Source organism: Streptomyces sp. NPDC058880, assembly GCF_042742535.1.
GTDB lineage: Bacteria > Actinomycetota > Actinomycetes > Streptomycetales > Streptomycetaceae > Streptomyces.
Map to the genome: position 1 here is coordinate 1 of NZ_JBHYMC010000084.1, position 25,859 is coordinate 25,859.

Annotated in this window: 21 protein-coding genes; 15 read left to right on the forward strand and 6 right to left on the reverse strand. The window is 72.8% G+C overall.

Features of this window, described 5'->3' with window-relative positions:
* Positions 1 to 501: 501 nt before the first annotated feature.
* The 7 genes from ACFW2G_RS30380 to ACFW2G_RS30410 all read left to right on the forward strand — a co-directional run bounded on the left by ACFW2G_RS30380 (position 502) and on the right by ACFW2G_RS30410 (position 8,153).
* Positions 502 to 1,344, forward strand: coding sequence for a nitrilase-related carbon-nitrogen hydrolase (locus tag ACFW2G_RS30380; protein WP_037915772.1), 843 nt, complete (start codon positions 502 to 504; stop codon positions 1,342 to 1,344).
* The gene (locus ACFW2G_RS30385) at positions 1,341 to 2,645 is read left to right on the forward strand and encodes an aspartate aminotransferase family protein (protein WP_384446847.1); all 1,305 of its coding nucleotides are present in this window, start codon (positions 1,341 to 1,343) and stop codon (positions 2,643 to 2,645) included. Before ACFW2G_RS30380 ends, ACFW2G_RS30385 begins: the two co-directional genes overlap by 4 nt.
* Before the next feature lie 12 nt (positions 2,646 to 2,657).
* The gene (gene hydA, locus ACFW2G_RS30390) at positions 2,658 to 4,058 is read left to right on the forward strand and encodes a dihydropyrimidinase (RefSeq protein WP_384585111.1); all 1,401 of its coding nucleotides are present in this window, start codon (positions 2,658 to 2,660) and stop codon (positions 4,056 to 4,058) included.
* Between the two features lie 56 nt (positions 4,059 to 4,114).
* Entirely contained in the window at positions 4,115 to 5,116 is a 1,002-nt protein-coding gene (locus ACFW2G_RS30395; protein ID WP_384446844.1) for a TIGR03842 family LLM class F420-dependent oxidoreductase, read from the forward strand.
* Between the two features lie 129 nt (positions 5,117 to 5,245).
* On the forward strand, positions 5,246 to 6,070 hold the full coding sequence (locus ACFW2G_RS30400; protein ID WP_384585109.1) for an inositol monophosphatase family protein: 825 nt from the start codon (positions 5,246 to 5,248) through the stop codon (positions 6,068 to 6,070).
* A gap of 74 nt (positions 6,071 to 6,144) precedes the next feature.
* Complete coding sequence (locus tag ACFW2G_RS30405; RefSeq protein WP_384446840.1) at positions 6,145 to 7,563, forward strand: phytoene desaturase family protein; 1,419 nt, start codon at positions 6,145 to 6,147, stop codon at positions 7,561 to 7,563.
* Positions 7,564 to 7,601: 38 nt separating this feature from the next.
* Positions 7,602 to 8,153: an O-acetyl-ADP-ribose deacetylase gene (locus ACFW2G_RS30410; protein WP_384585106.1), complete on the forward strand. Its 552-nt coding sequence runs from the start codon at positions 7,602 to 7,604 to the stop codon at positions 8,151 to 8,153.
* 91 nt (positions 8,154 to 8,244) lie between these two features.
* On the opposite strand, the gene ACFW2G_RS30415 is transcribed toward ACFW2G_RS30410, so the two are convergent.
* Positions 8,245 to 8,727 (reverse strand): Lrp/AsnC family transcriptional regulator, encoded by a 483-nt coding sequence (locus tag ACFW2G_RS30415; protein ID WP_037915785.1) that lies wholly within the window; start codon positions 8,725 to 8,727, stop codon positions 8,245 to 8,247.
* 136 nt (positions 8,728 to 8,863) lie between these two features.
* On the opposite strand from ACFW2G_RS30415, the gene ACFW2G_RS30420 reads away from it, so the two are divergent.
* The 5 genes from ACFW2G_RS30420 to ACFW2G_RS30440 all read left to right on the forward strand — a co-directional run bounded on the left by ACFW2G_RS30420 (position 8,864) and on the right by ACFW2G_RS30440 (position 15,956).
* A complete protein-coding gene (locus ACFW2G_RS30420) occupies positions 8,864 to 9,847 on the forward strand; it encodes a DMT family transporter (RefSeq protein WP_384446835.1) in 984 nt (327 codons plus the stop codon).
* Positions 9,840 to 11,051, forward strand: a complete 1,212-nt coding sequence (locus tag ACFW2G_RS30425; protein WP_037915787.1) for an aromatic amino acid transaminase — start codon at positions 9,840 to 9,842, stop codon at positions 11,049 to 11,051. The genes ACFW2G_RS30420 and ACFW2G_RS30425 overlap by 8 nt, the downstream gene beginning before the upstream one ends.
* 169 nt (positions 11,052 to 11,220) lie before the next feature.
* Entirely contained in the window at positions 11,221 to 12,330 is a 1,110-nt protein-coding gene (locus ACFW2G_RS30430) for a molybdopterin-dependent oxidoreductase (RefSeq protein ID WP_384446833.1), read from the forward strand.
* Entirely contained in the window at positions 12,327 to 13,700 is a 1,374-nt protein-coding gene (locus ACFW2G_RS30435) for a rhodanese-like domain-containing protein (protein ID WP_384585103.1), read from the forward strand. Before ACFW2G_RS30430 ends, ACFW2G_RS30435 begins: the two co-directional genes overlap by 4 nt.
* A 174-nt stretch (positions 13,701 to 13,874) precedes the next feature.
* A complete protein-coding gene (locus ACFW2G_RS30440) occupies positions 13,875 to 15,956 on the forward strand; it encodes a SpoIIE family protein phosphatase (RefSeq protein WP_384446831.1) in 2,082 nt (693 codons plus the stop codon).
* Positions 15,957 to 15,972: 16 nt separating this feature from the next.
* On the opposite strand, the gene ACFW2G_RS30445 is transcribed toward ACFW2G_RS30440, so the two are convergent.
* Together ACFW2G_RS30445 and ACFW2G_RS30450 are read right to left on the reverse strand one after the other, a co-directional pair.
* On the reverse strand, positions 15,973 to 18,756 hold the full coding sequence (locus ACFW2G_RS30445) for a SpoIIE family protein phosphatase (RefSeq protein WP_384446829.1): 2,784 nt from the start codon (positions 18,754 to 18,756) through the stop codon (positions 15,973 to 15,975).
* Positions 18,757 to 18,985: 229 nt separating this feature from the next.
* Complete coding sequence (locus tag ACFW2G_RS30450) at positions 18,986 to 20,134, reverse strand: glycerate kinase (RefSeq protein ID WP_037915790.1); 1,149 nt, start codon at positions 20,132 to 20,134, stop codon at positions 18,986 to 18,988.
* 142 nt (positions 20,135 to 20,276) lie between these two features.
* Between ACFW2G_RS30450 and ACFW2G_RS30455 the strand changes: the two genes are divergently transcribed.
* Genes ACFW2G_RS30455 through ACFW2G_RS30465 form a run of 3 tightly spaced genes read left to right on the forward strand, consistent with a single transcriptional unit; the run spans position 20,277 to position 23,021 of the window.
* The gene (locus ACFW2G_RS30455) at positions 20,277 to 22,016 is read left to right on the forward strand and encodes a BCCT family transporter (protein ID WP_037915792.1); all 1,740 of its coding nucleotides are present in this window, start codon (positions 20,277 to 20,279) and stop codon (positions 22,014 to 22,016) included.
* Between the two features lie 27 nt (positions 22,017 to 22,043).
* Positions 22,044 to 22,544, forward strand: a complete 501-nt coding sequence (locus ACFW2G_RS30460) for an NUDIX hydrolase (protein ID WP_037915795.1) — start codon at positions 22,044 to 22,046, stop codon at positions 22,542 to 22,544.
* A 48-nt stretch (positions 22,545 to 22,592) separates the two neighbouring features.
* Positions 22,593 to 23,021, forward strand: coding sequence for a hypothetical protein (locus tag ACFW2G_RS30465; protein WP_037915797.1), 429 nt, complete (start codon positions 22,593 to 22,595; stop codon positions 23,019 to 23,021).
* A 7-nt stretch (positions 23,022 to 23,028) separates the two neighbouring features.
* On the opposite strand, the gene ACFW2G_RS30470 is transcribed toward ACFW2G_RS30465, so the two are convergent.
* The 3 genes from ACFW2G_RS30470 to ACFW2G_RS30480 all read right to left on the reverse strand — a co-directional run bounded on the left by ACFW2G_RS30470 (position 23,029) and on the right by ACFW2G_RS30480 (position 25,585).
* Positions 23,029 to 23,418: an SHOCT domain-containing protein gene (locus ACFW2G_RS30470; protein WP_037915799.1), complete on the reverse strand. Its 390-nt coding sequence runs from the start codon at positions 23,416 to 23,418 to the stop codon at positions 23,029 to 23,031.
* Between the two features lie 154 nt (positions 23,419 to 23,572).
* Complete coding sequence (locus ACFW2G_RS30475) at positions 23,573 to 24,088, reverse strand: methylated-DNA--[protein]-cysteine S-methyltransferase (protein ID WP_384446825.1); 516 nt, start codon at positions 24,086 to 24,088, stop codon at positions 23,573 to 23,575.
* Between the two features lie 12 nt (positions 24,089 to 24,100).
* A complete protein-coding gene (locus tag ACFW2G_RS30480; protein ID WP_384446823.1) occupies positions 24,101 to 25,585 on the reverse strand; it encodes an AlkA N-terminal domain-containing protein in 1,485 nt (494 codons plus the stop codon).
* Positions 25,586 to 25,859 lie beyond the last annotated feature (274 nt).

Below are 25,859 nucleotides of genomic sequence, written 5' to 3' on the forward strand. Positions count from 1 at the left end.
CACGTCAGGGCAGACAGAAGCACCCCCGGCGCGCGCCACGGGATTTACCACGCCCCCGGCGCGCACCGAAGGTGCGCTGGATCGCTGACCTGCGGGTTTCGCGGGGCGGCTGGAGTGCAGCGGCTCGCGGAGTGGTCAGGGGCAGGAGCGTAAGCGGCCACCCCAAGGGGCCGCAACGCCCGTCGATGACCGCGCTTGCGGCGGTGGGCTCCACGGTCTCCCTTGCGGTACGGGTGAGCGTGGAGAGGCGGGCACCACGACGGAGGCCGATACGGAGGCCGATACGGAGGCGGGGACGGGGCCGTGTTGCGGACACCCCCCGCTTCATGTCGTCAAAGCCCCGCCTGCTGACCGCTATCGACCACCGCGCGACGTAACGTGATCGACTACTCCAACCGTGCACGGCGGTCTTGCCCCACGCTGTGGCGAGGCCTACGTTCTACTCCCTACGCACTCCGTCTACGTGCGTAGAACCGGCGTTCCCGTCGCAAGGAGCAGCTCATGGCCCAAGTCGTCCGCGCCGCGCTGGTCCAGGCCACCTGGACCGGAGACACCGAATCGATGATCGCCAAGCACGAGGAGTACGCCCGTCGGGCCGCCGCCGAAGGCGCGAAGATCATCGGCTTCCAGGAAGTGTTCAACGCCCCCTACTTCTGCCAGGTTCAGGAGCCCGAGCACTACCGCTGGGCCGAGGCCGTCCCCGACGGCCCGACCGTCCGCCGCATGCAGGACCTCGCCCGCGAGACCGGGATGGTCATCGTCGTCCCCGTCTTCGAGCTGGAGAGCGAGGGCTTCTACTACAACACCGCCGCCGTCATCGACGCCGACGGCAGCTACCTCGGCAAGTACCGCAAGCACCACATCCCGCAGGTCAAGGGCTTCTGGGAGAAGTACTACTTCCGCCCGGGCAACCTGGGCTGGCCCGTCTTCGACACCGCCGTCGGCCGGATCGGCGTCTACATCTGCTACGACCGCCACTTCCCCGAGGGCTGGCGCCAACTGGGCCTGGCCGGAGCCCAACTGGTCTACAACCCGTCCGCCACCCACCGTGGCCTCTCCGCCTACCTGTGGCAGCTGGAGCAGCCCGCCGCGGCCGTCGCCAACGAGTACTTCATCGCGGCCATCAACCGGGTCGGCCAGGAGGAGTACGGCGACAACGACTTCTACGGCACCAGCTACTTCGTTGACCCGCGCGGCCGGTTCGTCGGCGACGTCGCCAGCGACAAGGAGGAAGAACTCCTCGTCCGCGACCTCGACTTCGACCAGATCAAGGAGGTCCGCGACCAGTGGGCCTTCTACCGCGACCGTCGCCCCGACGCCTACGGAGGGCTCGTACAGCCGTGACCGACCCCACCCCGCTCCACCACCGCCATCGCACCGTCCTGCCCGACTGGCTCGCGCTCTACTACGAGAACCCCATCGAGCTCACCCACGGCGAGGGGCGCCATGTCTGGGACGCCGACGGCAAGCGCTACCTCGACTTCTTCGGCGGCATCCTCACCACGATGACCGCCCACGCCCTGCCCGAGGTCACCAAGGCCGTCGCCGAGCAGGCCGGGCGGATCATCCACTCCTCCACCCTGTACCTCAACCGGCCGATGATCGAGCTGGCCGAGCGGGTCGCCGCCCTGTCCGGCATCCCCGACGCCCGCGTCTTCTTCACCACCTCGGGCACCGAGGCCAACGACACCGCCCTGCTCCTGGCGACGACGTACCGGCGCTCCAACCAGATCCTGGCGATGCGCAACAGCTACCACGGCAGGTCCTTCTCCACGGTCTCCGTGACCGGCAACCGCAGCTGGTCGCCGACCAGCCTCTCACCGCTGCAGACGTACTACGTCCACGGCGCCGTCCGCACCCGCGGCCCCTTCGCCCACCTCGACGACACCGCCTTCACCGCCGCGGCCGTCGCCGACCTCCAGGACGTACTGGGCCAGGCCCGCGGGGGTGTGGCCGCGCTCATCGCCGAACCGGTTCAGGGCGTCGGGGGCTTCACGTCCCCGCCCGACGGCCTGTACGGAGCCTTCCGCGAGGTCCTCGACCGCCACGGCATCCTCTGGATCAGCGACGAGGTGCAGACCGGATGGGGCCGCACCGGCGACCACTTCTGGGGCTGGCAAGCCCACGCCCAGAACGGCCCGCCGGACATCCTCACCTTCGCCAAGGGCATCGGCAACGGCATGTCCATCGGCGGCGTCGTCGCCCGCGCCGAGGTGATGAACTGCCTGGACTCCAACTCCATCTCCACCTTCGGCGGCTCGCCCGTCACCATGGCGGCCGGCATCGCCAATCTCGGCTACCTGCTGGAACACGACCTCCAGGGCAACGCCCGCCGCGTCGGCGGCCTGCTGCTGGAACGGCTGCGCGGCATTGCCGCCACCGTTCCCGCCGTACGGGAGGTCCGCGGCCGGGGCCTGATGGCGGGCATCGAGCTGACCAGGCCCGGCACGGACGAGGCCGACCCGGCCGCCGCCTCCGCCGTGCTGGAGGCCGCCCGCGAAGGCGGCCTGCTGCTCGGTAAGGGCGGTGGCTACAACACCAGCGTGCTGCGCGTCGCGCCGCCGCTCTCCCTCACCGTTGCCGAGGCGGAGGAGGGCGCCGAGATCCTCGAACGGGCACTCCGTCAAGCGAACCGGGTCGACTAGGGGGAACCACGCATGAGCAACCGCACTCTCATCAGCGGTGGCCTGGTCGTCACCGCCGCGGACGAACTCCACGCGGACGTCCTGATCGAGGACGGCCGCGTGGCGGCGCTCGCCGCGCACGGCTCCGCGGCCGCCGGGGCCTGGACGGTCGGACGCACGATCGACGCGACCGGCAAGTACGTCATCCCGGGAGGGGTCGACGCGCACACCCACATGGAGCTGCCCTTCGGCGGGACCTCCGCATCGGACACCTTCGAGACCGGGACGCGGGCCGCGGCCTGGGGTGGTACGACGACGATCATCGACTTCGCGGTCCAGTCGCAGGGGCAGTCCCTGCGGGCCGGCCTGGACGCCTGGTACGCCAAGGCCGACGGGAACTGCGCGATCGACTACGCCTTCCACATGATCGTGTCGGACGTCAACGAGCACACGCTCAAGGAAATGGACGGACTCGTCGAGGAAGGCGTGAGTTCGTTCAAACTGTTCATGGCGTATCCGGGGGTCTTCTACTCGGACGACGGCCAGATCCTGCGCGCGATGCAGCGGGCGTCCTCCAACGGCGGCCTGATCATGATGCACGCGGAGAACGGCATCGCCATCGATGTCCTCATCGAGCAGGCCCTGGCGCGCGGCGAGACCGATCCGCGCCACCACGGCGAGGTCCGCAAGGTGCTCCTGGAGGCCGAGGCCACCCACCGCGCCATCCAGCTCGCGCGGGTGGCCGGCGCCCCGCTGTATGTCGTGCACGTCTCGGCGCAGGAAGCGGTGGCGGAGCTGGCCGCCGCCCGGGACAAGGGGCTCCCGGTCTTCGGGGAGACGTGCCCGCAGTACCTGTTCCTGTCCACCGACAACCTGGCCGAGCCGGACTTCCAGGGCGCCAAGTACGTCTGCTCCACCCCGCTGCGGCCCCGGGAACACCAGGCCGCCCTGTGGCAGGGTCTGCGGACCAACGACCTCCAGGTCGTCTCCACCGACCACTGCCCTTTCTGCTTCCGCGGCCAGAAAGAACTGGGACGGGGCGACTTCTCGAAGATCCCCAACGGGCTCCCGGGCGTGGAGAACCGCATGGACCTCCTGCACCAGGCGGTGGTGGACGGCCACATCAGCCGCCGCAGGTGGATCGAGATCGCCTGCGCCACACCCGCCCGGATGTTCGGGCTCTACCCGCAGAAGGGCACTATCGCGCCGGGCTCCGACGCCGACATCGTGCTCTACGATCCGCACGCCGAGCAGGTCATCTCCGCCGAGACGCACCACATGAACGTGGACTACTCGGCGTACGAGGGCAGGCGGATCACCGGCCGCGTCGACACCGTCCTCTCGCGGGGTGAACTCGTCGTCGATCGGCGCGAGTACATCGGCCGGGCCGGCCACGGTGCCTTCGTCCACCGCTCCACCTGCCAGTACCTGTAAGGGGGCGCCGGGGCCCGCACGCCCCGGGGCCCGTACTCCCCAGCAAGGAGCACCGCATGGACTTCGGCCTCGTCCTGCAGACCGACCCGCCAGCCTCCCAGGTCATCAGCCTCATGAAGCGCGCCGAGCGCAACGGCTTCCGCTACGGCTGGACCTTCGACTCCGCCGTCCTCTGGCAGGAGCCCTTCGTTATCTACAGCCAGATCCTCGCCAACACCGCCAAGCTCCACATCGGCCCGATGGTGACCAACCCGGGCACCCGCACCTGGGAGGTCACCGCCTCGACCTTCGCGACCCTCAACGACATGTACGGCAACCGCACCGTCTGCGGGATCGGCCGCGGCGACTCCGCGATGCGGGTCGCGGGCCGCGCTCCCAACACCCTGGCCCGCCTCGGCGAGGCCATGGACGTCATCCGTGACCTCGCCGAGGGCCGCGAGGCGTCCGTCGACGGCAGCCCGGTCCGCATCCCGTGGATCAAGGACGGCAGACTCCCCGTCTGGATGGCCGCGTACGGCCCCAAGGCACTCGCGCTGGCCGGGCAGAAGGCGGACGGGTTCATCCTCCAGCTCGCCGACCCCTACCTCACCGAGTGGATGATCAAGGCGGTGCGGCAGGCCGCGGTCGAGGCGGGCCGGGACCCGTCCGCGATCACGATCTGTGTGGCGGCGCCTGCGTACGTCGGTGACGACCTGGCCCACGCCCGCGATCAGTGCCGCTGGTTCGGCGGGATGGTCGGCAACCACGTCGCCGACCTCGTCTCCCGCTACGGCGAGCACTCCGGCATGGTCCCCGACGAGCTCACCGACTACGTCAAAGCCCGCCAGGGCTACGACTACAGCCACCACGGCCGCGCCGGGAACCCGTCCACGGACTTCGTCCCCGACGAGATCGTCGACCGGTTCTGCCTGCTGGGCCCGGCCGAGGCGCACATCGAGAAGCTGCGGGCGCTGCGCGACCTGGGCGTCGACCAGTTCGCGGTCTACGACATGCACGACGCGAAGGAGTCCACGATCGACGCGTATGGCGCGCAGATCATCCCCGCCCTGAACGCTTGACCCCGCCCCCGCCGGCCCGGCCGCCGAGGCCTGGGCCGGCCGGCGGGTTCACCCGGAGGCCACCCGGTGTCCGACTCCTGTCCGACGGCGGCGGTGCGGTTTGTCGGCCGGGCGTGCTTTGCTGGAGGCATGATCGATGAGTTCCTGGCCCATGGCCTGCCCGATGTGGAAGAAGCCGTCCGCAAGGCGGCGGCGATCGAGATCATGCCGAGATTCAGGCAGCTCGCCGAGCACGAGGTCGACCAGAAGAGCGGCCCGCACGACCTGGTGACCGTCGCCGACCGCAAGGCCGAGGAACACCTCACGGCCTCCCTCACCCGACTGCTGCCCGGTTCGGTCGTGGTCGGCGAAGAAGCCGTCCACGCCGACCCCGCCGTGTACGAGGCGCTGCGCGCGGACGCCCCGGTGTGGATCGTCGACCCGGTCGACGGAACCCGCCAGTTCGTGAACGGCGACCCGGCCTTCTGCACCCTGGTCGCCCTGGCGCTGCGCGGCGAGATACTCGCTTCCTGGACCTTCGCCCCGGCGCTGGAGGAGCTCGCGACCGCCGTGCACGGGCAGGGCGCGTACGTCAACGGCCAGCGGATACGCAGCGGTTCGCCCGAGCCCGGTGCTGACCTGCGGGTCGCCACCGCCCACCCCCTCTACACCAGCGACGAGAACAAGCGCACCCTGGCCCGGCTGGACGTGCCCGGGATCGCGGCCAGGCCCTGCGGTTCGGCAGGCCTGGAGTACCTGAAGGTGGCGCGCGGGGAGATGGACGCCCTCGCCTTCACGTGGCCCTCGGCCTGGGACCACGCGGCCGGGCTGCTGTTGGTCGCCGAGTCCGGCGGAGCACAGAGCACCGTCGAGGGGGTTCCCTTCCGGGTGGACCGCGACAATGCCCTGCCGTTCGCTGTCGGACGGGACGAGGCGACCGCCGTGCGCGTCCGCGATCTGCTCCGGGGCGCGTAGGGGGTCCGGGACCGCCCGTACGTCGCCATATCCTGGGGGTGCAGGCGCCGCCGCCGGAAACGAAGGAGTCGCAAGTGCCGTCGATTTTCGATGTGGTCGTGGTGGGGGCGGGCCCCAACGGGCTGACGGCCGCCGTCGAACTGGCCCGGCGCGGCTTCTCGGTGGCCGTCTTCGAGGCCGCCGCCACGGTCGGCGGGGGAGCCCGGACCGAGGAGCTCACCCTGCCCGGCTTCCGGCACGACCCCTGCGCGGCGGTGCACCCGCTGGGCGCCGGTTCGCCGGTCTTCGCCACGATGCCGTTGAAGCGGTACGGACTGGAATGGCTGCACGCCCCGCTTCCCATGGCGCACCCCTTCGACGACGGGACGGCCGCCGTCCTCGCGCGCTCCGTTGCGGAGACGGCGGCGTCCTTCGGGCCGCGCGACGCGGGCGCCTACCGGCGCCTGGTCGGACCCTTCCTCGGCCGATGGGACACCCTGGCCCGGGACTTCATGTCCCTGCCGGACACCGCACTGCCCCGTGACCCGGTGACCCTCGCCCGCTTCGGGCTGGCCGGCCTGCCGCCCTCCACCTGGCTGCTGCGCCGCTTCCGGGACGAACGGGCGCGGGCGCTGTTCGCGGGGCTCGTGGCCCACGTCATCGCACCGCTCGGCGGGATCGGGACCGGTGGCGTCGGCCTGGTCTTCGCCCTCGCCGCCCACGCGGGCGGCTGGCCCATGGCCCGCGGCGGCTCCCAGTCGATCTCCGACGCCCTGGCCTCCTACCTGCGCGACCTCGGTGGAGCGATCCACACGGACTTCGAGGTCAAGCGGCTCGACGACCTCCCGCCCGCCCGCGCCTACGTCTTTGACACCTCGCCCACGGCGTTGGCCCGGATCGCCCGATTGGGCCGCGCCTACGACGGCTACCGGTACGGCGCCTCCGTTTTCAAGATCGACTACGCGCTGGACGGACCGGTTCCGTGGACGGCGGAGGAGCCGCGCCGCGCCGGCACCGTCCAGATCGGCCCGCGCACACGCGACATCGACGCCGCCCTGCAGCTCGCCTCGGCCGGCCGGGCCCCCCGCACGCCGTTCCTGATCACTGCCCAGCCCAGCCTGGCCGACCCCGGCCGGGCCCCCGAGGGCAAGCACGTCTTCTGGGCGTACGGCCACGTCCCCGCGGGCTGGGACGGCGACCTCACCGATGCCGTCGAGCGCCAACTGGAGCGCTTCGCCCCGGGCTTCCGCGACCGGGTCCTGGCCCGCGCCACGGCCGGACCGCCCCAGCTCGCCGCCCGCAACCCCAACTACGTCGGCGGCGACATCGCCTGCGGGGCCGCATCGGGCCTGCAGCTCCTGCTGCGCCCCCGGCTCAGCCTCTCCCCCTACACCACCGCCCACCCGGCGGTCTTCATCTGCTCCTCGGCGACCCCGCCGGGCCCGGGCGTCCACGGCATGTCCGGCCACAACGCCGCCAAGGCGGTCTGGCGCCACCTGCGCCAGACCTCCTGAGGCGCCGCCCGCCCCCCCGAACCGTGAAAGGACTTCCGATGGTGCGCATCACACTGGTACGCGGCGACATCACCGCCGAGAAGGCCGACGCCATCGTCAACGCCGCGAATTCCTCACTGCTCGGCGGCGGCGGGGTCGACGGCGCCATCCACCGCAAGGGCGGCCCGGAGATCCTCGCCGCCTGCGAGGACCTGCGGCGCGGGCACTACGGCAAGGGACTGCCGACGGGCCGGGCCGTCGCCACCACCGCCGGCCGACTGGCCGCCGAGCACGTCATCCACACGGTGGGGCCCGTCTGGTCGCGCGAGGAGGACCGGTCGGACCTGCTCGCCTCCTGCTACCGCGAGTCGCTGCGCGTCGCCGACGAGCTGGGGGCCCGTACGGTGGCCTTCCCGGCCATCTCCACCGGTATCTACGGCTGGCCCATGGACGACGGGGCGCGGATCGCGGTCCGGACGGTCCTGGCCGCCCGCACCGAGGTCCAGGAGGCGCGCTTCGTCCTCTTCGACGCCGCCGCGTACGCCGCCTTCGAGGCCGCGGTCGGATCCTCTCTCCAGGACCCGTCCGGCGGATCGCGGCCGGGGCCCTGACCCACCGGCCCGGCCCGGAGCCGTGACCGGCCGGGCCTTCCCCGGCCCGGCGGGATCCGTCAGGCCATCGGCCGGGTCGTCCGCCGAATCGTCAGCGCGGTCGCCGCGAGGCGCCCGGCGCGGGCTTCGGATAGGTCCTGGACTGCTTCACGCTGCCGTACGCGAAGCTCGACTCGATCGAGGCGATGCCCGGGATGGCATGGATGCGGTGGCGCACCAGGGCCTCGTAGGCCTCCAGGTCCTCGATGACGACTCTGAGCAGGTAGTCGCTGCTCCCCGCCATCAAGTAGCAGTCCTGGATGTGCTCGATGCCGGCCACGTGCTCCTCGAAGAGCCGCACCGCCTCCGCCGTGTGCCGCTCCAGCCGGATCCGGACGAAGACGGTCACCGGCAGCCCGTAGGCGACCTGGTCGACCATGGCCGTGTAGCCGCGGATCAGGCCCGCCTCCTCCAATCGCCGGACCCGGCGCAGGCAGGGTGACGGGGACAGCCGGACGCGGTCGGCCAGTTCCTGGTTGGAAAGGCGCCCGTCCGTCTGCAATTCCCGGATGATCTGCAGATCGACTGCGTCCATGGCCCCTCCTTGGCAGATCCTGCCCCAAACGTATGTCCGAGAGGCAGAACTGGCAATCGGCTGCCCCGGCAAAAGCTCTAGCGTTGCCCGTGAGCGGGCCGGACCGGCCCGTGTTCCAGAGGCTGGAGTGGATCCCTTGGTCGCGACGCACACCACCCGGGCGACCCTGCCTCCCGATGCGGCGGGCCCGCGTGCCGGACACCCCGGCCGGCGCGGGCTCTCCCCCCAGGCCCAGGGCATGCTGGCCCTGCTGGTGACGGTCTCGATCTGGGCCGCGTTCGCGCTCAGCGCCCGCGCCCTGAGCGGTTCCTCGCTGCTGCCGGCCGATGCGGCCCTGCTGCGGTTCGGCCTGCCTCCCGTCCTCCTCCTCCCCGCCCTGTGGCGGCGCCGCCGCGCCATCGCCGCGGTGCGGCCGGGCCCCGCGCTGAAGATCGTCTGTGGTGCCGGGGTGCCCTTCTTCCTGGCCGCGATGCACGGCGGAGCCCTGACCTCCGCGGCCTTCGTCGGGTCCATCGTCCCCGGCATGGTCCCGCTCTTCGTGTCCCTGATCATGATCCGGCGCGGTCACGGCGTGCCCAGGGGCACCCAGGCGATCGGCCTCGCCCTGATCGCGGCCGGTGTCATCGCCCTGGTCTGGCGCTACGTCGTCCCCGTGGACACGGACGTCCTCGCCGGCTCCGGCATCCTCCTGGTCGCGAGCGGCCTGTGGGCCCTCTACACGGTGGGGCTGCGCGAGGTGGACCTCGATCCCGTCGGCTCGATCGGACTGCTCTGCCTGCCCTCCTTCGCGATCATCGGGCTCCTCGTCCTGACCGGCGTCCTGCCCACCGGGATCGCGCACGCCGCGGGTGCAGACATCGCCCTGTTCCTGGTCGTGCAGGGCCTCGGCGTGGGGCTGTGCGCGGGCCTGCTCTACGCCTTCGCGATCCGCCGCCTCGGCGCCGAACGCAGCTCCGCCGTCGGCAGCCTCAGCCCCGTCGCGGTGGTCCTCCTCGCCATCCCCCTGCTCGGCGAATCACCCACCGCCGCCGTCCTGGCCGGCGTCCCCCTGATCACCGCCGGCGTCGTCCTCGCCAACCGCCGCCCCCGCCCCCGACCCGAGGTCCCCGCAGATGCTTGAGCTCCTTCCCACGCCGCCCACCGACCCGCTGTGGGACCTGACCTACGAGTTCGGCGGCGACGAGCGGCCCGAACGCCTGAACCTGGTCCTCGGCGTCTACCGGGACCAGACCGGCACCACCCCGGTCATGGCCGCCGTCCGCGAGGCCGAGATACGGCTGGCGCAGCTCTCGGAGTCCAAGGAGTACCGAGGGCTCTCCGGCAACACCGCCTTCAACCGGTCCCTGCTGGACCTGGTGCTGGGCCCGGACGGGCCCGTCGAGCGGGCCGCGGCCGTCCAGACCGTCGCGGGCTCCGGCGCGCTGCGGCTGCTCGCCGACCTGATCCACCGCACCCGGCCTGGCGCCACGGTGTGGATCAGCGACCCGGCCTACGTCAACCACCGGCCCATCCTGGAGGCCGCCGGGCTGACGGTGCGCACCTACGGGTGGCGGGACGCCGAGGGCGGCTTCGACACGGCCGGAGTGCTGCGGGAGCTGGCCGGCGCCGGGCGCGACGACGTCGTCCTGCTCCAGGGGTGCTGCCACAACCCCTCGGGGGTCGACCCGCTGCTGGACGACTGGGAGGCGCTGGCCGAGTCGGCCGAGCGCGGCGGCTGGGTGCCCTTCGTCGACCTCGCCTACCACGGGCTCGGCGACGGGCTGGAGGGCGACCTGCTGGCCACTCGGATGCTGGCGGCCCGGGTGCCCGAGATGCTGATCGCCGTGAGCTGCTCGAAGAACTTCGGCCTCTACAGCGACCGCGTCGGCTGCGCCATGGTGCTCGGGACCTCGGGGCGGGCCGTGCGGCACGCCGAGACGGCCCTGCAGAACGCGGCCCGGACCCTGTACTCGATGCCGCCCGAGCACGGCGCCGCCGTCGTGACCACGATCCTGCAGGACGAGGAGCTGCGGGCCTCCTGGCGGGCGGAGCTGGACGTCATGCGCGGCCGGATCACGGCCAACCGGGCGGACCTGGCCGGGCACCTCACCGCGCTCGGCTGCACGGAGCAGGCGCGCTCGCTGGCCCGACAGAAGGGCATGTTCTCGATGCTGGCGCTGACACCGCACCAGATGCTGCGGCTGCGCAGGCAGTACGCCATCTACGGGACGACCTCGGGGCGGATCAACATCGCCGGCATCCCGGCCCACCGGATCCCGTGCCTGGCCCGGGGGATCGCAGGGGTCCTGGACACGGTCGAACCTCGCCCGCGCGAACTGGCCTGAGGTCGCTGCGGCGCTTCCGCAGGCGGGGGCGGTCGGCGCTTCGCGCGCTGCGCCGCCCCTTGGCGCGCACCCGGCCTGAGGGTCCCCGAATGCCCCGGGACGACTCACCGGACGTACGCTGGAAGCGATTCGCGTCGCGCTCCGCACGAGGCCGGCGGGAGGTGTGGGCATGACCGCAGCGCCGGATTTCCGGGTCGCCCGAGGGCCCGGCGCCACCGTATGGGCACCCGAGACCGTCACGGCCGACCCCTACAACGCCCAGACCCCCTCGGCCGCGCTGGCCGAGCCCGTCACCCCCGTGGCCGCCTTCTTCGTACGCGACCACTTCGGCATCCCGCCCACCGGCGCCGGACGGTGGCGCCTGCACGTCGGTGGCGCCGTGGCCACCGCTTTCTCCATTGGCCGTGAAGAGCTCCTCGCGCTGGAGCACCGCGCGCTCGACGTCGTCGTGGAATGCGCGGGGAACGGCCGGAGCCTGATGCGGCCCGCCCCGCCCGGCCTGCCCTGGAGCCAGCGGGCGGTGGGCTGCGCGCGCTTCGAGGGCGTGCCCTTCCGCCTGCTCGCGGACCGCGCCGGGATCGACCCGGAGGCCGTCGAGGTCGTCTTCACCGGAGCGGATTCCGGCACCGTGCACGGCCGCCGCACCCCCTTCGAACGCAGCCTCCCGCTCGGCGTGGCCCGCCACCCGGACACCCTCCTCGCCACCCGCATGAACGGTGAGCCGCTCACCCCCGAGCACGGCGCCCCGGTCCGCCTCGTGGTTCCCGGCCGGTACGCCGTCGCGGATGTGAAGTGGCTGGTCGGGGTGCGGGTCGTGACCGCCCCCTTCGGCGGGGTCTTCCAGGCCGAGGAATACCTCTACACCGCCGCGCGCGGTACCCCCGAAGGCCCCGTGACGACCCTGCGGGTCAAGTCGCTCATCACCGAGCCGGCCCCGGACGAGGACCTGCGCCGGGGCCGTGCGGTCGTGGTCCGGGGCCATGCCTGGTCGGGCGGCGGGGTGCCCGTGTCCAGGGTCGAGGTCCGGGCCGAGCACCAGGACGAGGCCGGCGACCCGGACCACGTCCGGGGCTGGCACGAAGCCGTCCTCTCACCACCGGCCGGCCCCTACGCCTGGACCGGCTGGACCTACCGGTGGACCCCGCAGCAGCCGGGACCCTACCGGCTGCTGTCCCGTGCCACCGACGCCCGCGGCGTCGCACAGCCGCTGCAGGCCCCGTGGAACGCCCATGGCTACGGCTGCAACCCCGTGGCCTCCGTCGAGGTGGTGGTCGTATGAGTCGCGTGAACGGTTCCGGGGCGGCGATCGAGGCCCTCGCCACCCCGTCGTTGGGGGACACCAGCTACCTGCTCGTCAGCGGTGACGAGGCCGCCCTCGTCGACCCGCAGCGGGACGTCTGGGAGGTGGTGGACTCCTGCGCCGCCCGGCGGGTCCGGATCCGTTACGTCCTGGAGACGCACGTGCACAACGACTACGTCTCGGGCGCGCTGGAGGTCCGGGCGGCCACCGGTGCCACCGTCGCCGGGCCGGCCCGCGCCCCGTACGCCTTCGACCACCTGCCCCTGGCCGAGGACGACGAGATCCGCGTCGGCGACGCGACCGTGCGCGCCGTGGAAACCCCGGGTCACACCGCCGAGCACACCTCCTACCTGGTCTTCGACGACACGGACCGGGCCCCGTCCGCCGTCTTCACCGGAGGCAGTCTCCTCGTCGGCAGTGCCGGCCGGACCGACCTGTCGGGAAGCGGCCGTACGGAGGAACTCGCCCGGGCCCAGTACCGGACGCTGCGCCGCCTCGCCCTGCTCCCCGACGGCACCCGCGTGCTACCGACGCACGGCGCGGGCAGTTCCTGCGCGGCCGGCCCGGTGTCGGGGGAGCGGACCAGCACGGTCGGCGCGGAGCGGCGCAGCAACCCCGTGCTGACCGCCCAGGACGAGGAAGAGTTCGTCCGGGGACGGATGTCGGGACTGCCCCCGTACCCCGCCTACTACCGCCACATGGCGCCGGTCAACCGGCACGGGCCGCAGGTCCTCGGCGGCCCGCCCGTCCTCCGGCCGCTCACCCCGGCCATGGTCGAGGGGCTCGCCGGCGGTGGCGCCCAGATCGTCGACGGGCGCGACCGGGCGGCCTTCGCCGCGGGCCACCTGCCCGGCTCGATCTGCGACGAGCTCGACGAGCGCTTCGCGAGCCTGGTCGGCGAGGTCGTGCCCTTCGGTACGCGACTGGTCCTCGTGCTGCCCGAACCGGCCGGGGACGCCGCCCACGAGGCGATGGTCCAGCTCCTGCGGATCGGTTACGACGATGTCGCCGGGTACCTCGCGGGAGGTGCCCACGCCTGGGCGGCGGCCGGCCGTCCGCTGCGCGCCTTCCGCACCGCGGACGCGGCCGCCCTGGTCGGGGACCTCGACCGCAGGCGGGTGCTCGACGTGCGGCCGGAGCGCCCCGAGGGCGGCATCCCCGGCTCCCTGGCCGTGCCCCTCGCCGAACTGCCCCGCAGGATCGGCGAGCTGCCCCGGGACCGGGAGATCTGGGTGGTGTGCGGCAGCGGCCGCCGGGCGGCCGTCGCGGCGGGTCTGGTCGACCGGGCGGGGATCCCGGTGACCGCAGTGATCAGTGGCGGGGTGCAGGAGCTGCTGGCGCATGCGTGATGGACGGCGTCCCGGGCCTGCGGTCGGGAGGCCGGACGGCCCCGCGGCGCGGTTTCCCGCCGCTCCCGCGGAGGTAGGGCTCCATACCAGCCCCTTCCGGAGGACACAGAGCCCGGCGCCGATCGCTCGGATAGGGTGAATCGGTAGGAATCGGGCCCCCGGGGTGAGGTCGGTGTGGACACTTTCCAGTCGACGAGCGAGGTGCCGGACCCGCCGGCGGCGGCTGTCGGCTACGCGGGCGTACTCCGCGAGCTGCTGCCGATCGCCCTGTGGCGGGAGGACGCCGACGGGCGCGTCGTCGAGTGGTCGCTGGCCGCCCAGGACCTGCTCGGGCACCGCCCCGAGGACATCCTCGGCCGCGCGGGAGCCTCCGTCCTGGTCCCCGAGGCCAACCAGGAGCTCGCCGACCAGCTGACGCGCCGCGTCCAGGCGGGCGAGACCGTCGTCGGGACCCTCCCCGTACGCCACCGCGACGGCCACCGGGTCGTCATGGAGATGTGGATCGTCCCCGCCGTCGACGCCTCCGGGCGCATGGGGGCCATGCTCATCGCCGTGGAGACCTCCGAGGTCCTCCACATGCGCGACTCCCTCGCCGCCCTCCAGAGCCTGTTCACCCAGTCGCCCATCGGCCTCGCCACCCTCGGCCCCGACCTGCGCTTCCTCCGGGTCAATGACGCGCTCGCCCGGATGAACGGCGTCTCCGCCGCCGAGCACCTCGGCAAACGCCTCACCGAAGTGGTCCCCGGGGTCAATGCCGCGGCCCTGGAGGCGACGATGCGGCAGGTGCTCGACCGGGGCACCGCCGTCGTCGACGTCCGCCGCACCGGCCGGACCCCCGCCGACCCCGAGCACGACCGCACCTGGTCCTGCTCCTACGCCCCCCTCCTGGACGGCTCCGGCCGGCCCCTCGGCCTGATCGCCTCCCTCATCGACATCACGGAGAGCCAGCAGGCCCAGGCCGAGGCCGAGCTGGCCCAGCACCGCCTCGCCCTGCTCGCGGAGGCGGGCACCCGCATCGGCACCACCCTGGACCTGCGCCAGACTGCCCAGGAGATCGTGCAGCAGTTGGTCCCGCAGCTCTCGGACTCCGCCGACGTACAGCTCCTGGAGTCCGTCCTCGGCCCCGACGAAGGCGCGGCACCCGCGGCCTCCACCCGCGGCCTCCTGCGCCGCCTGGCGGCGCAGTTCCCCGACCCGACCGCCCCCACCGCGCAACTCGCCGCCGGCCAGACCTTCCAGATCCCCGCCGGCACCGTCTACGAGCAGGTCATCACCGCGGGCCGGCCGATGAACCTCTACGTCTCCGACATCCCGGCACTGATCACCTCCCCGCGGGCCGACGCCCTGCGGGCCTACCTGGCCACCCTCGGCTCGGCCCGCCTGGTCCCGCTCGTCGCCCGCGGCACCGTCCTGGGCACCGTCACCGTCACCCGGACACGCGAGCGCGAGCCCTTCGACGAGCAGGACTGCGTCCTGGTCGACGAGCTCGTCGCCCGGGCGGCCCTCAACATCGACAACGCCCGCATGTACACCCGCCAGCGCCAGGCCGCACTCACCCTCCAGCGCAGCCTCACCAACAGCGCCCTGCCCGAGGTCCCCGGCCTCGAACTCACCGGCCGCTACCTGCCCGCCAGCGACCACGACGTCGGCGGTGACTGGTTCGACGCCATCCCGCTGCCCGGCGGGCGGACCGGTCTCGTCATCGGGGACGTCATGGGCCACGGCATCCACGCGGCGGCCGTCATGGGGCAGCTGCGCACCGCCGTACGGACCCTCGCGCGCCACGGCGTACCCCCCGCACAGCTGCTCCGCTCCCTCGACGCCGTCGTCGCCGACCTGGGTGAGGACGAGATGGCGACCTGCGTGTACGCCGTCCACCACGCGGCGTCCGGCGCCTGCGTGATCGCCCGTGCCGGCCACCCGCCGCCCGCCGTCGTCGCCACCGACGGGGCGGTGACCTTTCTCCACGGCCGGCCCGGGACGCCCCTGGGCGTCGGCGGACGCGACTTCCGTACCGAGGAGGTGCACCTGGCCCCCGACAGCCTGCTCGTCCTCTACACCGACGGGCTCATCGAGGCCCGGGACCGCGACCTCGACCAGGGCATGGAACAGCTCGCACAGGCCCTGCACGGCGCGGAGCAGCCCCTGGAGGGACTGTGCGACCAGATCCTGCGGCGGCTGCTCCCGTGCGCCCAGGAGGACGACGTCGCGATGCTCCTGGCCCGCTCCCGGTCTCCCCGCCCACCTGCCGGCTGACGGCCGTCCGCCGAGCTCACCAGGCCATGTCCTCCAGCGCGTCCAGATCCGGCGGCTCCGGCGGCTGTGGATCCGAGCCCCCGGTCAGCGGCAGCTCGGCCCAGATCACCTTCCCGCGGTCGGTGTAGCGGGTGCCCCACCGTTCGGCGTACTGCGCGACGAGGAACAGCCCGCGTCCGCCCTCGTCGGTGGTGGCCGCGTACCGCAGGTGCGGGGAGGTGTTGCTGCTGTCGGACACCTCGCAGATCAGGCTCCGGTCACGCAGCAGACGTACTCCGACCGGCGCGCTCCCGTAACGGATCGCGTTGGTGACCAGTTCGCTCAGGATCAGCTCCGCGGCGAAGGCGCTGTCCTCCATGCCCCACTCGACGAGCTGCGCCGAGCCGGCGTTGCGCACCCGGGAGACGGCCGAGGGCTCACCGGGGACCTCCCATTCGGCGATCCGGTCCGCCTCCATCCGCCGGGTGTCCGCGATCAGCAGGGCGATGTCGTCGCTGGGCACCGGGAAGAGCATCGTGGCCAGCACGTCCGAGCAGGCCTCGTCGGGGGTGCGGCCGCGCCGCGACAGCGCGTCGGTGAGCAGCCGCAGCCCGGTGTCGAAGTCCCGGTCGCGGTCCTCGACCAGGCCGTCGGTGAACAGTGCGAGCCGGCTCCCCTCGGGCAGCTGGAACTCGACCGCCTCGAAGGGCATCCCGCCCACCCCGAGCGGCAGCCCGGCCGGCAGCTCGGGGAACTCCACCCGGCCGTCGGGGTGGACCAGCGCGGGGCCGGGATGCCCGGCGCTGGCCATCCGGCACCGCCCGGAGACCGGATCGTAGACCGCGTAGAGACAGGTGGCACCGGTGACGGCGGAGGCAGGCTCGGCCGCGCCGTCGGGCCCGGCGTCCTCCTGGCCGGCCCCGCCGCCGTTCCCGTCCGGGTCCCCAGCCCCGTTCCCGCCGCCCTCCCCGGTCTCGTCCTGGTCGATCCGGTTGATCAGCTCGTCCAGGTGTCCCAGCAGCTCGTCGGGCGGTAGGTCCAGGGTGGAGAAGTTGTGCACCGCGGTCCGCAGCCGGCCCATGGTGGCCGCGGCGTGCACCCCGTGCCCGACGACGTCGCCCACGACCAGCGCCACGCGGGCTCCCGGCAGCTGGATCACGTCGAACCAGTCGCCTCCCACCCCCGCCGTCGCGGGCAGGTAGCGGTGGGCGACGTCCACGGCGCTCTGGTCGGGCAGGACCCGGGGCAGCAGGCTGCGCTGGAGGGTCACCGCCATCGCGTGCTCGCGGGTGAAGCGGCGGGCGTTGTCGATGGAGACGGCCGCCCGCGTACCCAGCTCCTCCGCGAAGGACAGGTCCTCCTCGTCGAACGGCTCCGGGGTGTCGGCGCGCCAGAAGTTGGCCATGCCCAGGACCACTCCGCGGGCCTGGAGGGGAACCGAGATCAGCGAGTGCAGGCCGTAGTCGAGGGCCATGCGGGTGCCCTGGGAGTCCTGGGCCCGCCAGCCCATGGCCGCGTTCAGGTCGGCCGCCAGCACCGCGTGCCCGGCGTCCAGGGCCGCGGCCATCGGAGCCGTCGGCACCTCGAACCGGATGAGGTCACCGACCGGCTGGAGCGGCGAGTCGGTCCGCACGCCGGTGACGGCCGCGCGGCGCATCTCGGTGTACACGCCGCCGACGGAGGGCTCGTCACCACGGAGCACGGGCTCCAGCAGCTCCACCGTCACGAAGTCGGCGAAGCGCGGTACGGCCACCTCCGACAGCTCCTCGGCGGTCCGCGCCACGTCCAGCGTGGTGCCGATCCGCACGCCCGCGTCGTACAGCAGCTGGAGGCGGCTGCGGGCGACCTCGGCCCGGCCGGAGACCGAGGCGAGCTCCGTCGTGTCGCGCAGGGTCACCACGCGGCCGGCCGGCCGGCCCGCGTAGGCCATGGTGGGCCGTACGTTGACCGCGAGCAGCCGGTCGCCCGCCAGGTGCACGTGGTCGGTCACGACACGGCCGGAGGCGAGCAGCTCGGTGGTGCGGGGGTCGAGGCCCAGGTCGCCGACGCGGCGCTCCTCGGCGTCCCGGGGGAGGTCGAGGAGCCGGCGGGCCTCGTCGTTGGCCAGGAGGAGCCGCTGGTCGTTCCCGATGATCAGAACGCCCTCGCGCACGGCGTGCAGAACGGCCTCGTGGTGTTCGTTCATCCGGGTCATCTCGGCGGCGCCCAGACCCCGGGTCTGCCGCAGCAGCCGCCGGCTGACCAGGGCGGCCCCGGCCGTGCCGAGCAGCAGACCGGCCGCCGTGGCGCCCACCAGGAGGGGGAGCTGCCCCTCCACCGCGTGGGAGACGTTCTCGACCTCTATGCCGGTGCCGACCAGGCCGACCACGGTGCCGTCCGCGTTGCGCACGGGGACCACGGCCCGTACGGCGTCACTCGGCTGGCCCTGGAAGACCTGGGTGAAGGACTCTCCGGCGGCGGCACGGGAGACGTCCGAGGCGCGCTGGCCGATCAGCTCGGGCCGCGGATCGGTGTAGCGGACCCCGCGGAGGTCCATCACCGCGATGAAGTCGAGGCCGGCCGCTTTGCGGGCGGACTCGGCCAGCGGCTGGAGCGCGGCGGTCGGATCCCGGGACATCAGCGCCTCCGGGAGGCCGGGGGCGTGTGCGAACGCCTCGGCGGCGGCCAGCGAGCGGTTGCGGGCGTCACGCTGGCTGTCGTAGCGGGCCTGGAAGACCAGCGCCAGCGCCGCGGCGGTGATCAGCAGTACCACGATCACCGCCTGGAGGGCGAAGACCTGACCGGCGACGCTGTGCGCCCCCCGGGACAGGCGCGCGGACATGCGCGAACCCCATCCGGTCGGCTGTCGACCAAAACGTCCGGTCATGAGCCCTTTCTAACACTGTCGCGGGGTTTGGGCGTGGCCGGGCGGCGGAGCCGACCGGGGCCGCTCGCCGTCCGTCCTCGCGGCCGGCCGGGAGGACGGCGGGCACGTGTGCGGGTCCTCCGGCCGGCGCAACGTCCGAGGCCCGGCACCCCGGGCAGGGGGCCGGGCCTCCGGGCCGGGCGGGTCAGAGGACGTCGGCGGCGATGTTCGCCGCGACCTGCTCCAGTAGGGGACCCGCGTTCGGAATGGACTTGGCCGGGTCGGGCTCCAGGTCCGTCAGCGGGTACGCCTTGCGGATGCCCGCCCCCTGGAGGGCTTCCCGCCCCAGCAGCAGCCGCCCGCAGACCGCCACGACCGGCTTGCCCGCGGCGCGCGCGGCCGCCGCGACCCCCGCCGGGGCCTTGCCGTGCAGGGTCTGTTCGTCCAGCGAGCCCTCACCGGTGATGACGAGCGTGGCCCGCTCCAGTGCCGGAGCGAAGCCCAGCACCTCCAGCATCAGTTCGATGCCGGGACGGAAGCTCGCGCCCAGCAGCAGGGCACCGTAGCCGATGCCGCCCGCGCCTCCCGCGCCCGGGGAGGCGGCGAGCTCGGCGGCCTTCGGGCCGATCGACTTCTCCAGTACCTGCGCGTAGTGGGCCAGCGCCGCGTCCAGCGTCGCCACGTCGTCCGGCGAGGCGCCCTTCTGCGGACCGTAGACCGCCGCGCAGCCCTTCGGGCCGGTCAGCGGGTTGTCCACGTCGCTGGCCAGGACGAAGTCGACCTCCGCGAAGCGCGGGTCCACGCCCGACAGGTCGGCCGAGGCCAGATCGGCCAGCGCGCCGCCGCCCGGACCGACCGGTTCGCCGTTCGCGTCCAGGAACACCGCACCGAGGGCCGCCAGCATGCCGGCGCCGCCGTCCGTGGTGGCGCTGCCGCCGACGCCGAAGACGATCGAGCGGGCGCCCGCGTCCAGTGCGGCCTTGAGGACCTCGCCCGATCCGTACGTGGTCGCCGTCAGCGGCGCGAAGGTGCCCGCCGGCAGCAGCTGGAGGCCGGAAGCCTCCGCCATCTCGACCACCGCAGTGCCTCCGCGCAGCGCGAAGGCGGCCGTGACCTGCTCGCCGAGGGGCCCGGTGACCCGTACCTCCCGGCGTTCGAAACCTGCCGCCACGGCGGCCGCGACCGTGCCGTCGCCGCCGTCCGCGACCGGGAGGGTCTCGACCTCCACGTCCGGTACGGCCCTGCGAAGGCCGGCCGTCACCCGCTCCGCGACCTGAACGGCCGTGAGCGAGCCCTTGAATTTGTCCGCGGCGATGAGCACGCGCGCGGCCTCAGTTACTGCTCCGTCCGTCACCTTGCTATCCCTTGCTATCGAACAGTGCAGTCGCGCCGCCATGAGCTTATCCGGAGGATCCTCCTATGCCCATGAGTGGCATGGGCCACACCCGGCGCGCCATGCGCTTAAAGAGGGACATTCGCCTGCATAGTGTGGCCGCATGAGCGCCGAATCACTGGAACAGCCACGTCCGGACACCCCGGGAGGCAGCCCCGGCAGTCCCGTGGACGGCGCCCCCGACCGCACCATCGTCACCGTCGGCGTGATCGCCGTGCTGGCCGTCGTCGCCTGGGCGGCCCTCGCCGGAGACTCCTTCGACGCCGTGTCGAGCACGGCGCTGACCTGGGTCCTAGACAACTTCGCCTGGCTGTTCGTGATCGCCGCCGACGTCTTCCTCGTCATGTGCGTGGTCCTCGCGATCAGCCGCTTCGGCCGGATCCGGCTCGGCGCGGACGACTCCGAGCCCGAGTTCACCAACCTCTCGTGGATCGCGATGATGTTCAGCGCGGGCATGGGCATCGGCCTGATGTTCTACGGCGTGGGGGAGCCGCTGACCCACTACCTCACCCCGGCCCCCGCCTCCGGAGCAGCCCCGCGCACCGGCGAGGCCGCCCTCGCGGCCATGGAGTACTCCTTCTTCCACTGGACCCTCACCCCCTGGGCCATTTACGGCATCGCCGGACTCGCCCTCGCCTACGCGACCTTCCGCAAGGGCCGCGGCAACCGGCTCAGCTCCGCCTTCGTCCCCCTCATCGGCCGGGAGCGGGCCGACGGCGCCCCCGGCAAGGCCATCGACCTGCTCGCCGTCTTCGCGACCGTCTTCGGCACCGCCACCAGCCTCGGCCTCGGCGCGCTCCAGGTCTCCAAGGGCCTCAGCCTCACCACCGGGATCGAGGACTCCACCACCGTCGAGCTGGTCATTATCTGCTCGCTCTCGGCGGCCTTCGTGATCTCCGCCTTCTCCGGCCTGCACAAGGGCGTGAAGTGGCTGAGCACCAGCAACATCGTGCTCGCCGCCGTCCTGATGCTCTTCGTCTTCCTGCTCGGGCCCACCGTCTACATCCTCGACGTCATCCCCTCCAGCGTCGGCGGCTACCTCAGCGAGCTGGTGCCCATGGCCACCCGTACCGGCGCCTTCACCGACAGCGCCTGGCTCGGCGCCTGGACGATCTTCTACTGGGCGTGGTGGCTGTCCTGGGCACCCTTCGTCGGCACCTTCATCGCCCGCATCTCACGGGGCCGCACCATCCGCGAGTTCCTCATCGGCGTGCTGCTCGTGCCCAGCGGAGCCACCGTCGTCTGGTTCTGCGTGATGGGCGGTACCGCCATCCGCCTCGACTCCACCGGGGCCGTCGACTTCGCGGCCGCGCTGAAGGAGGGCACCGAGGCCTCCCTCTTCGCGATGCTGGACGCGCTGCCGCTGTCCACGCTCACCTCCTGGGTTGCCATGGCCCTCGTCATGACCTACTTCGTGACCAGCGCCGACTCCGCCTCGCTCGTCATGGGATCCCTCACCAGCCGGGGCTCCCTCCACCCGCCCACCTGGCTCGTCGTCACCTGGGGCGTCCTGATGGCCGCCGTGGCCGCCGTGCTCCTCGTCGCCGGCGGCCTGAAATCCCTGCAGACCGCCACCATCCTGGTCGCGCTGCCCTTCGTCGTCGTCATGCTGCTGCTCTGCTGGGCGCTGCTCAAGGAGGTCCGGGAGGACCCCGGTGCGGGTCCCGCCCGCCACCATCCCCTGCACGGCGTACGGGACGCGGTCCGGGCCATGGTCGGCGACGCCGTCAGCGAGCAGGGCAGCGGCGGCCACCACCGCCACTTCCGCCTGCGCCGTGTCGCGCAGTCCCGGGGCGGGGGCCCGGAGGACGGCCCCGGTGCGGGACCGGGGCCGGGAGTCTGACGGGCGGCCCCTCGGTAGGGTGGCCGGGTGACCACCACGGATGACTTCGCCACGTACATCGCGAGCCTGCCCCGGGTGCTGGCCGGTGCGGCCGCCCTCTACCGGGACGCCGAGGGCCGGGTGCTGCTCGTCGAGCCCAACTACCGCGAGGGTTGGGCCCTGCCGGGCGGCACCATCGAGTCGGATCAGGGCGAGTCGCCGCGCGTCGCCGCCCGCCGGGAGAGCGCCGAGGAGATCGGCATCGACGTCCCCCTCGGTCGACTCCTCGCCGTGGACTGGACGTTCGGCCCCGGCCGCCCGCCGCTTGTCGCCTACCTCTACGACGGGGGCGTGCTCGACGAGGCCCAGCTGGCCTCGATCAGGCTCCAGGAGGAGGAGCTGATCTCGTGGCGGCTGGTCGATCCGGCCGAACTCACGTCCTACCTGCCCGGATCGCTCGGCCGGCGCACCGAGGAGGCGTACCGGGTGCTCCGGTCGGGTGACGGCGCTGCGGAGCTGGAGGACGGCCGGCCCCCGGTCGCCTCGTAGGCGCCGCCCCGCTCACCTCGACAACCTCGACCAGGACAGAATCTGAAGATGATCACGATGTACGCCTGGCCCAGCACGGCCGACGGGCCGGACGCCCTGCCGATGGTCCACTTCACGACGGACCAGCAGGCCGGTGGCGAGGTCACCCCCGACGGGACGCCGGTGTGGCTCTTCGACACCGCGATACGCGAGGGCGGCTGGGCCCGGTTCGCCGACTTCGAGGCCTGGTCCTCGCCCGCCGCCGACTGGCGGGCCCTCTACCGGCGCGAGGACGACTTCCTCGCCGTCACCGGCCCCGGCGCCTGCGAGGGCTGGTACGAGGGCGGCCTCGGCGCCGACGCCGACTGGGTGGCGGCGGCCGCCACCCAGCAGAGCGTGGTGCTCCTCGCCGCCCCCGTGCAGCACCCCTCGCTCTACGGCTACGCCGTCGAGGCCGACGCCGCCTTCGCACTGCTCGTCCCGCTCCTGGTGGTCTGACCCGGGGTCAGGCCAACAGCTTGGCCTTGGCGCGGTCGAACTCCTCCTGGGTGATGTCGCCCTTGTCCTTGAGCGCGGAGAGCTTGTGCAGCTCGTCCGCCGAACCGCCACCGGGGCCGGCGGCCTGCTGGACGTACTGCTTGAAGGCCGCCTCGTTCTCCTGCATCTGCTTGGTGTCCCGCTCGGCCATGCTCTTGCCGCGGGCGATGAGATACACGAACACGCCGAGGAACGGCAGGATCAGCACGAAGATCAGCCATCCCGCCTTGCCCCACCCGCTCAGGGTGTGGTCGCGGAAGATGTCCGTGATGATCTTGAAGAGCAGGAAGAACCACATGATCCACAGGAACAGCCACAGCATCGTCCAGAAGAGGTTCAGAAGCGGGTAGTCGTCCATGCCGGCTCCGATCGTGTAGCGGTATTCCCTTCATACAGGCGCTTCGGTATGTCCGCATGCGGAACGATCTGCCGTCGGGCCTCTTGGAGTGACTTCCGCCCCGCCCGCGCGCCCTGCGACGAGTCGGAACCGCCGTTCACGACGTCAATGTCCGCTACGACGTCAGGCCCTGACCCGCCTCGAAGGCCAGCAGCCGCACCTTGCGCTCGACGCCGCCGCCGTAGCCCGTCATGCTGCCGGAGGCGCCGATCACCCGGTGGCACGGGACGATGATGCCGACCGGGTTCTTCCCGTTGGCCAGGCCGACCGCCCGCGAGGCGTTCGGCTTGCCCAGCTTCGCCGCGAGCTCCCCGTACGACCACGTCTCGCCGTACGGGATCCGCACGAGCTGGTCCCAGACACTGCGCTGGAACGCGGTGCCCTCCAGTCGGAGCGGGAGGTCGAACTCGGTCAGCTCCCCGGCGAAGTACGCGGCCAGCTGGCGCGCCACTTCGGGAAAGGGCTCCTCGGTGGCCGCCACCCGCTCCCCGAACGACTCCTCGGCCGGCCGGTGACGCTGCCCCGTCATGTAGAGGCCGCTCAAGACGCCGTCCGCGGCGACCAGGGTGAGCGGCCCGTACGGGCTTTCGACGACGGTGTGCTGCTTTCGGCTGTTCACGGTGTCCCGCATGACTGCTGCTCCTCAGACCGGCAGGTGGTTGATGGGGTGGGCGTCCGTGGCCCACAGGTACTGGACGGCGTACGCGCGCCAGGGCCGCCATCCGGCGGCCCGAGCCGTCAGCGCGGAGGGCGTGGACGGCAGCCCGAGCCCCTGTGCCGCCCGGCGGACGCCCAGATCGGACGGCAGGAAGGCGTCCGGGTCACCGAGTGCCCGCATCGCGATCACCTCGGTGGTCCACGGGCCGAAGCCGGGCAGCGCCGACAGCCGGGCGCGGGCCGCCTCCCAGTCGCTGTCGATGCCGAGCGGCAGGGAACCGTCGGCCAGCGCCGCGACCAGGGTGGTGAGCGTGGCCCGCCGGCTGCGCGGCAGGGCCAGTGACTCGGAGTCGAGCCCGGCCAGTGCCTGCGGCGACGGGAAGAGGTGGCTCAGCCCGCCCAGCGGGTCCTCGACGCGCTCCCCGTACGCCGTGACCAGCCGGGCGGCGTGCGTGCGGGCGGCGGCTGTGGACACCTGCTGGCCCAGTACGGCCCGGACGGCGAACTCCGCCGCGTCGACCGTGCGGGGGACCCGGCGCCCCGGGGCCTTGTCCACGAGCGGGGCCAGCAGCGGGTCGGAGCGCAGCTGCTCGTCGACCGCCTCGGGATCGGCGTCGAGGTCGAGCATCCATCGGCAGCGGCTGATGGCGATCGTCAGGTCGCGCAGGTCGGTGAGGGCCAGGCGGCAGCCGATGTGGTCGGGCTGCGGGGTGAGGGCCACGACACCGGTGCCGTGGGGCAGGCGCAGGGTGCGGCGATAGGCGCCGTCGCGCCACTCCTCGACACCGGGGACGGCCGTCGCGGCCAGGTGCCCGAAGAGGTTGTCGGGGTTCAGGGGAGCCCGGAACGGCAGCCGCAGGCTGATCGTCCCGGGGATCCGCGGCGCAGCGTCCTTCTTCCGGCCGGCCTTCACCGACCGCTCCCGCAGCTCGCTCGGGGAGAGGGCGAAGACCTCCCGGACGGTGTCGTTGAAGGTGCGGATGGAGGAGAAGCCGGCGGCGAAGGCCACGTCGCCCATCGGCAGCTCGGAGGTCTCGATGAGCAGCCGGGCGGTCTGGGCGCGCTGCGCCCTGGCCAGGGCGAGGGGGCCGGCACCGAGCTCGGCGTTGAGCTGCCGCTCCACCTGGCGGGTGGAGTAGCCGAGGCGGGCGGCCAGGCCCGGGACGCCCTCGCGGTCGACGACCCCGTCCTGGATCAGCCGCATCGCCCGGGCCACGGCGTCCGCACGGGCGTTCCACTCGGGGGAGCCGGGGCTGGTGTCGGGCCGGCAGCGCTTGCAGGCACGGAACCCGGCCTGCTGGCAGGCGGCGGCACTGGGCAGGAAGGTCATGTTCTCGACCTTCGGAGGTACGGCGGGGCAACTGGGCCGGCAGTAGATCCGGGTGGTCAGGACGGCGGTGAAGAACCAGCCGTCGAAGCGGGCATCCTTCGACTGCACGGCCCTTACGCAGCGCTCGGTGTCGGTGTGCATGGCTCCAGGATCTGGGGCGAGATCCCCGGCGGCTGGCGGTTTTCCGACATCAAGGCTAACCCTGGCCGGGGCGGCCCGGCGGGGGCGGGGCGGGGCCGTGGCCGGTGGCGGGGCGGGGGCTGTCCGGGGTAGGCGTGATGTATGGCTGCTCGGCGGACACGCAAGAAGGCCCCGGATGCGGCTTGGGTTCTAGCGGTCCTCGCAACACCCGCGATCTGTGGGAGTTGCGAGGACCGTGGGCGTTGAGCGTGGTGATCTTTCGGGGTTGCGGGAG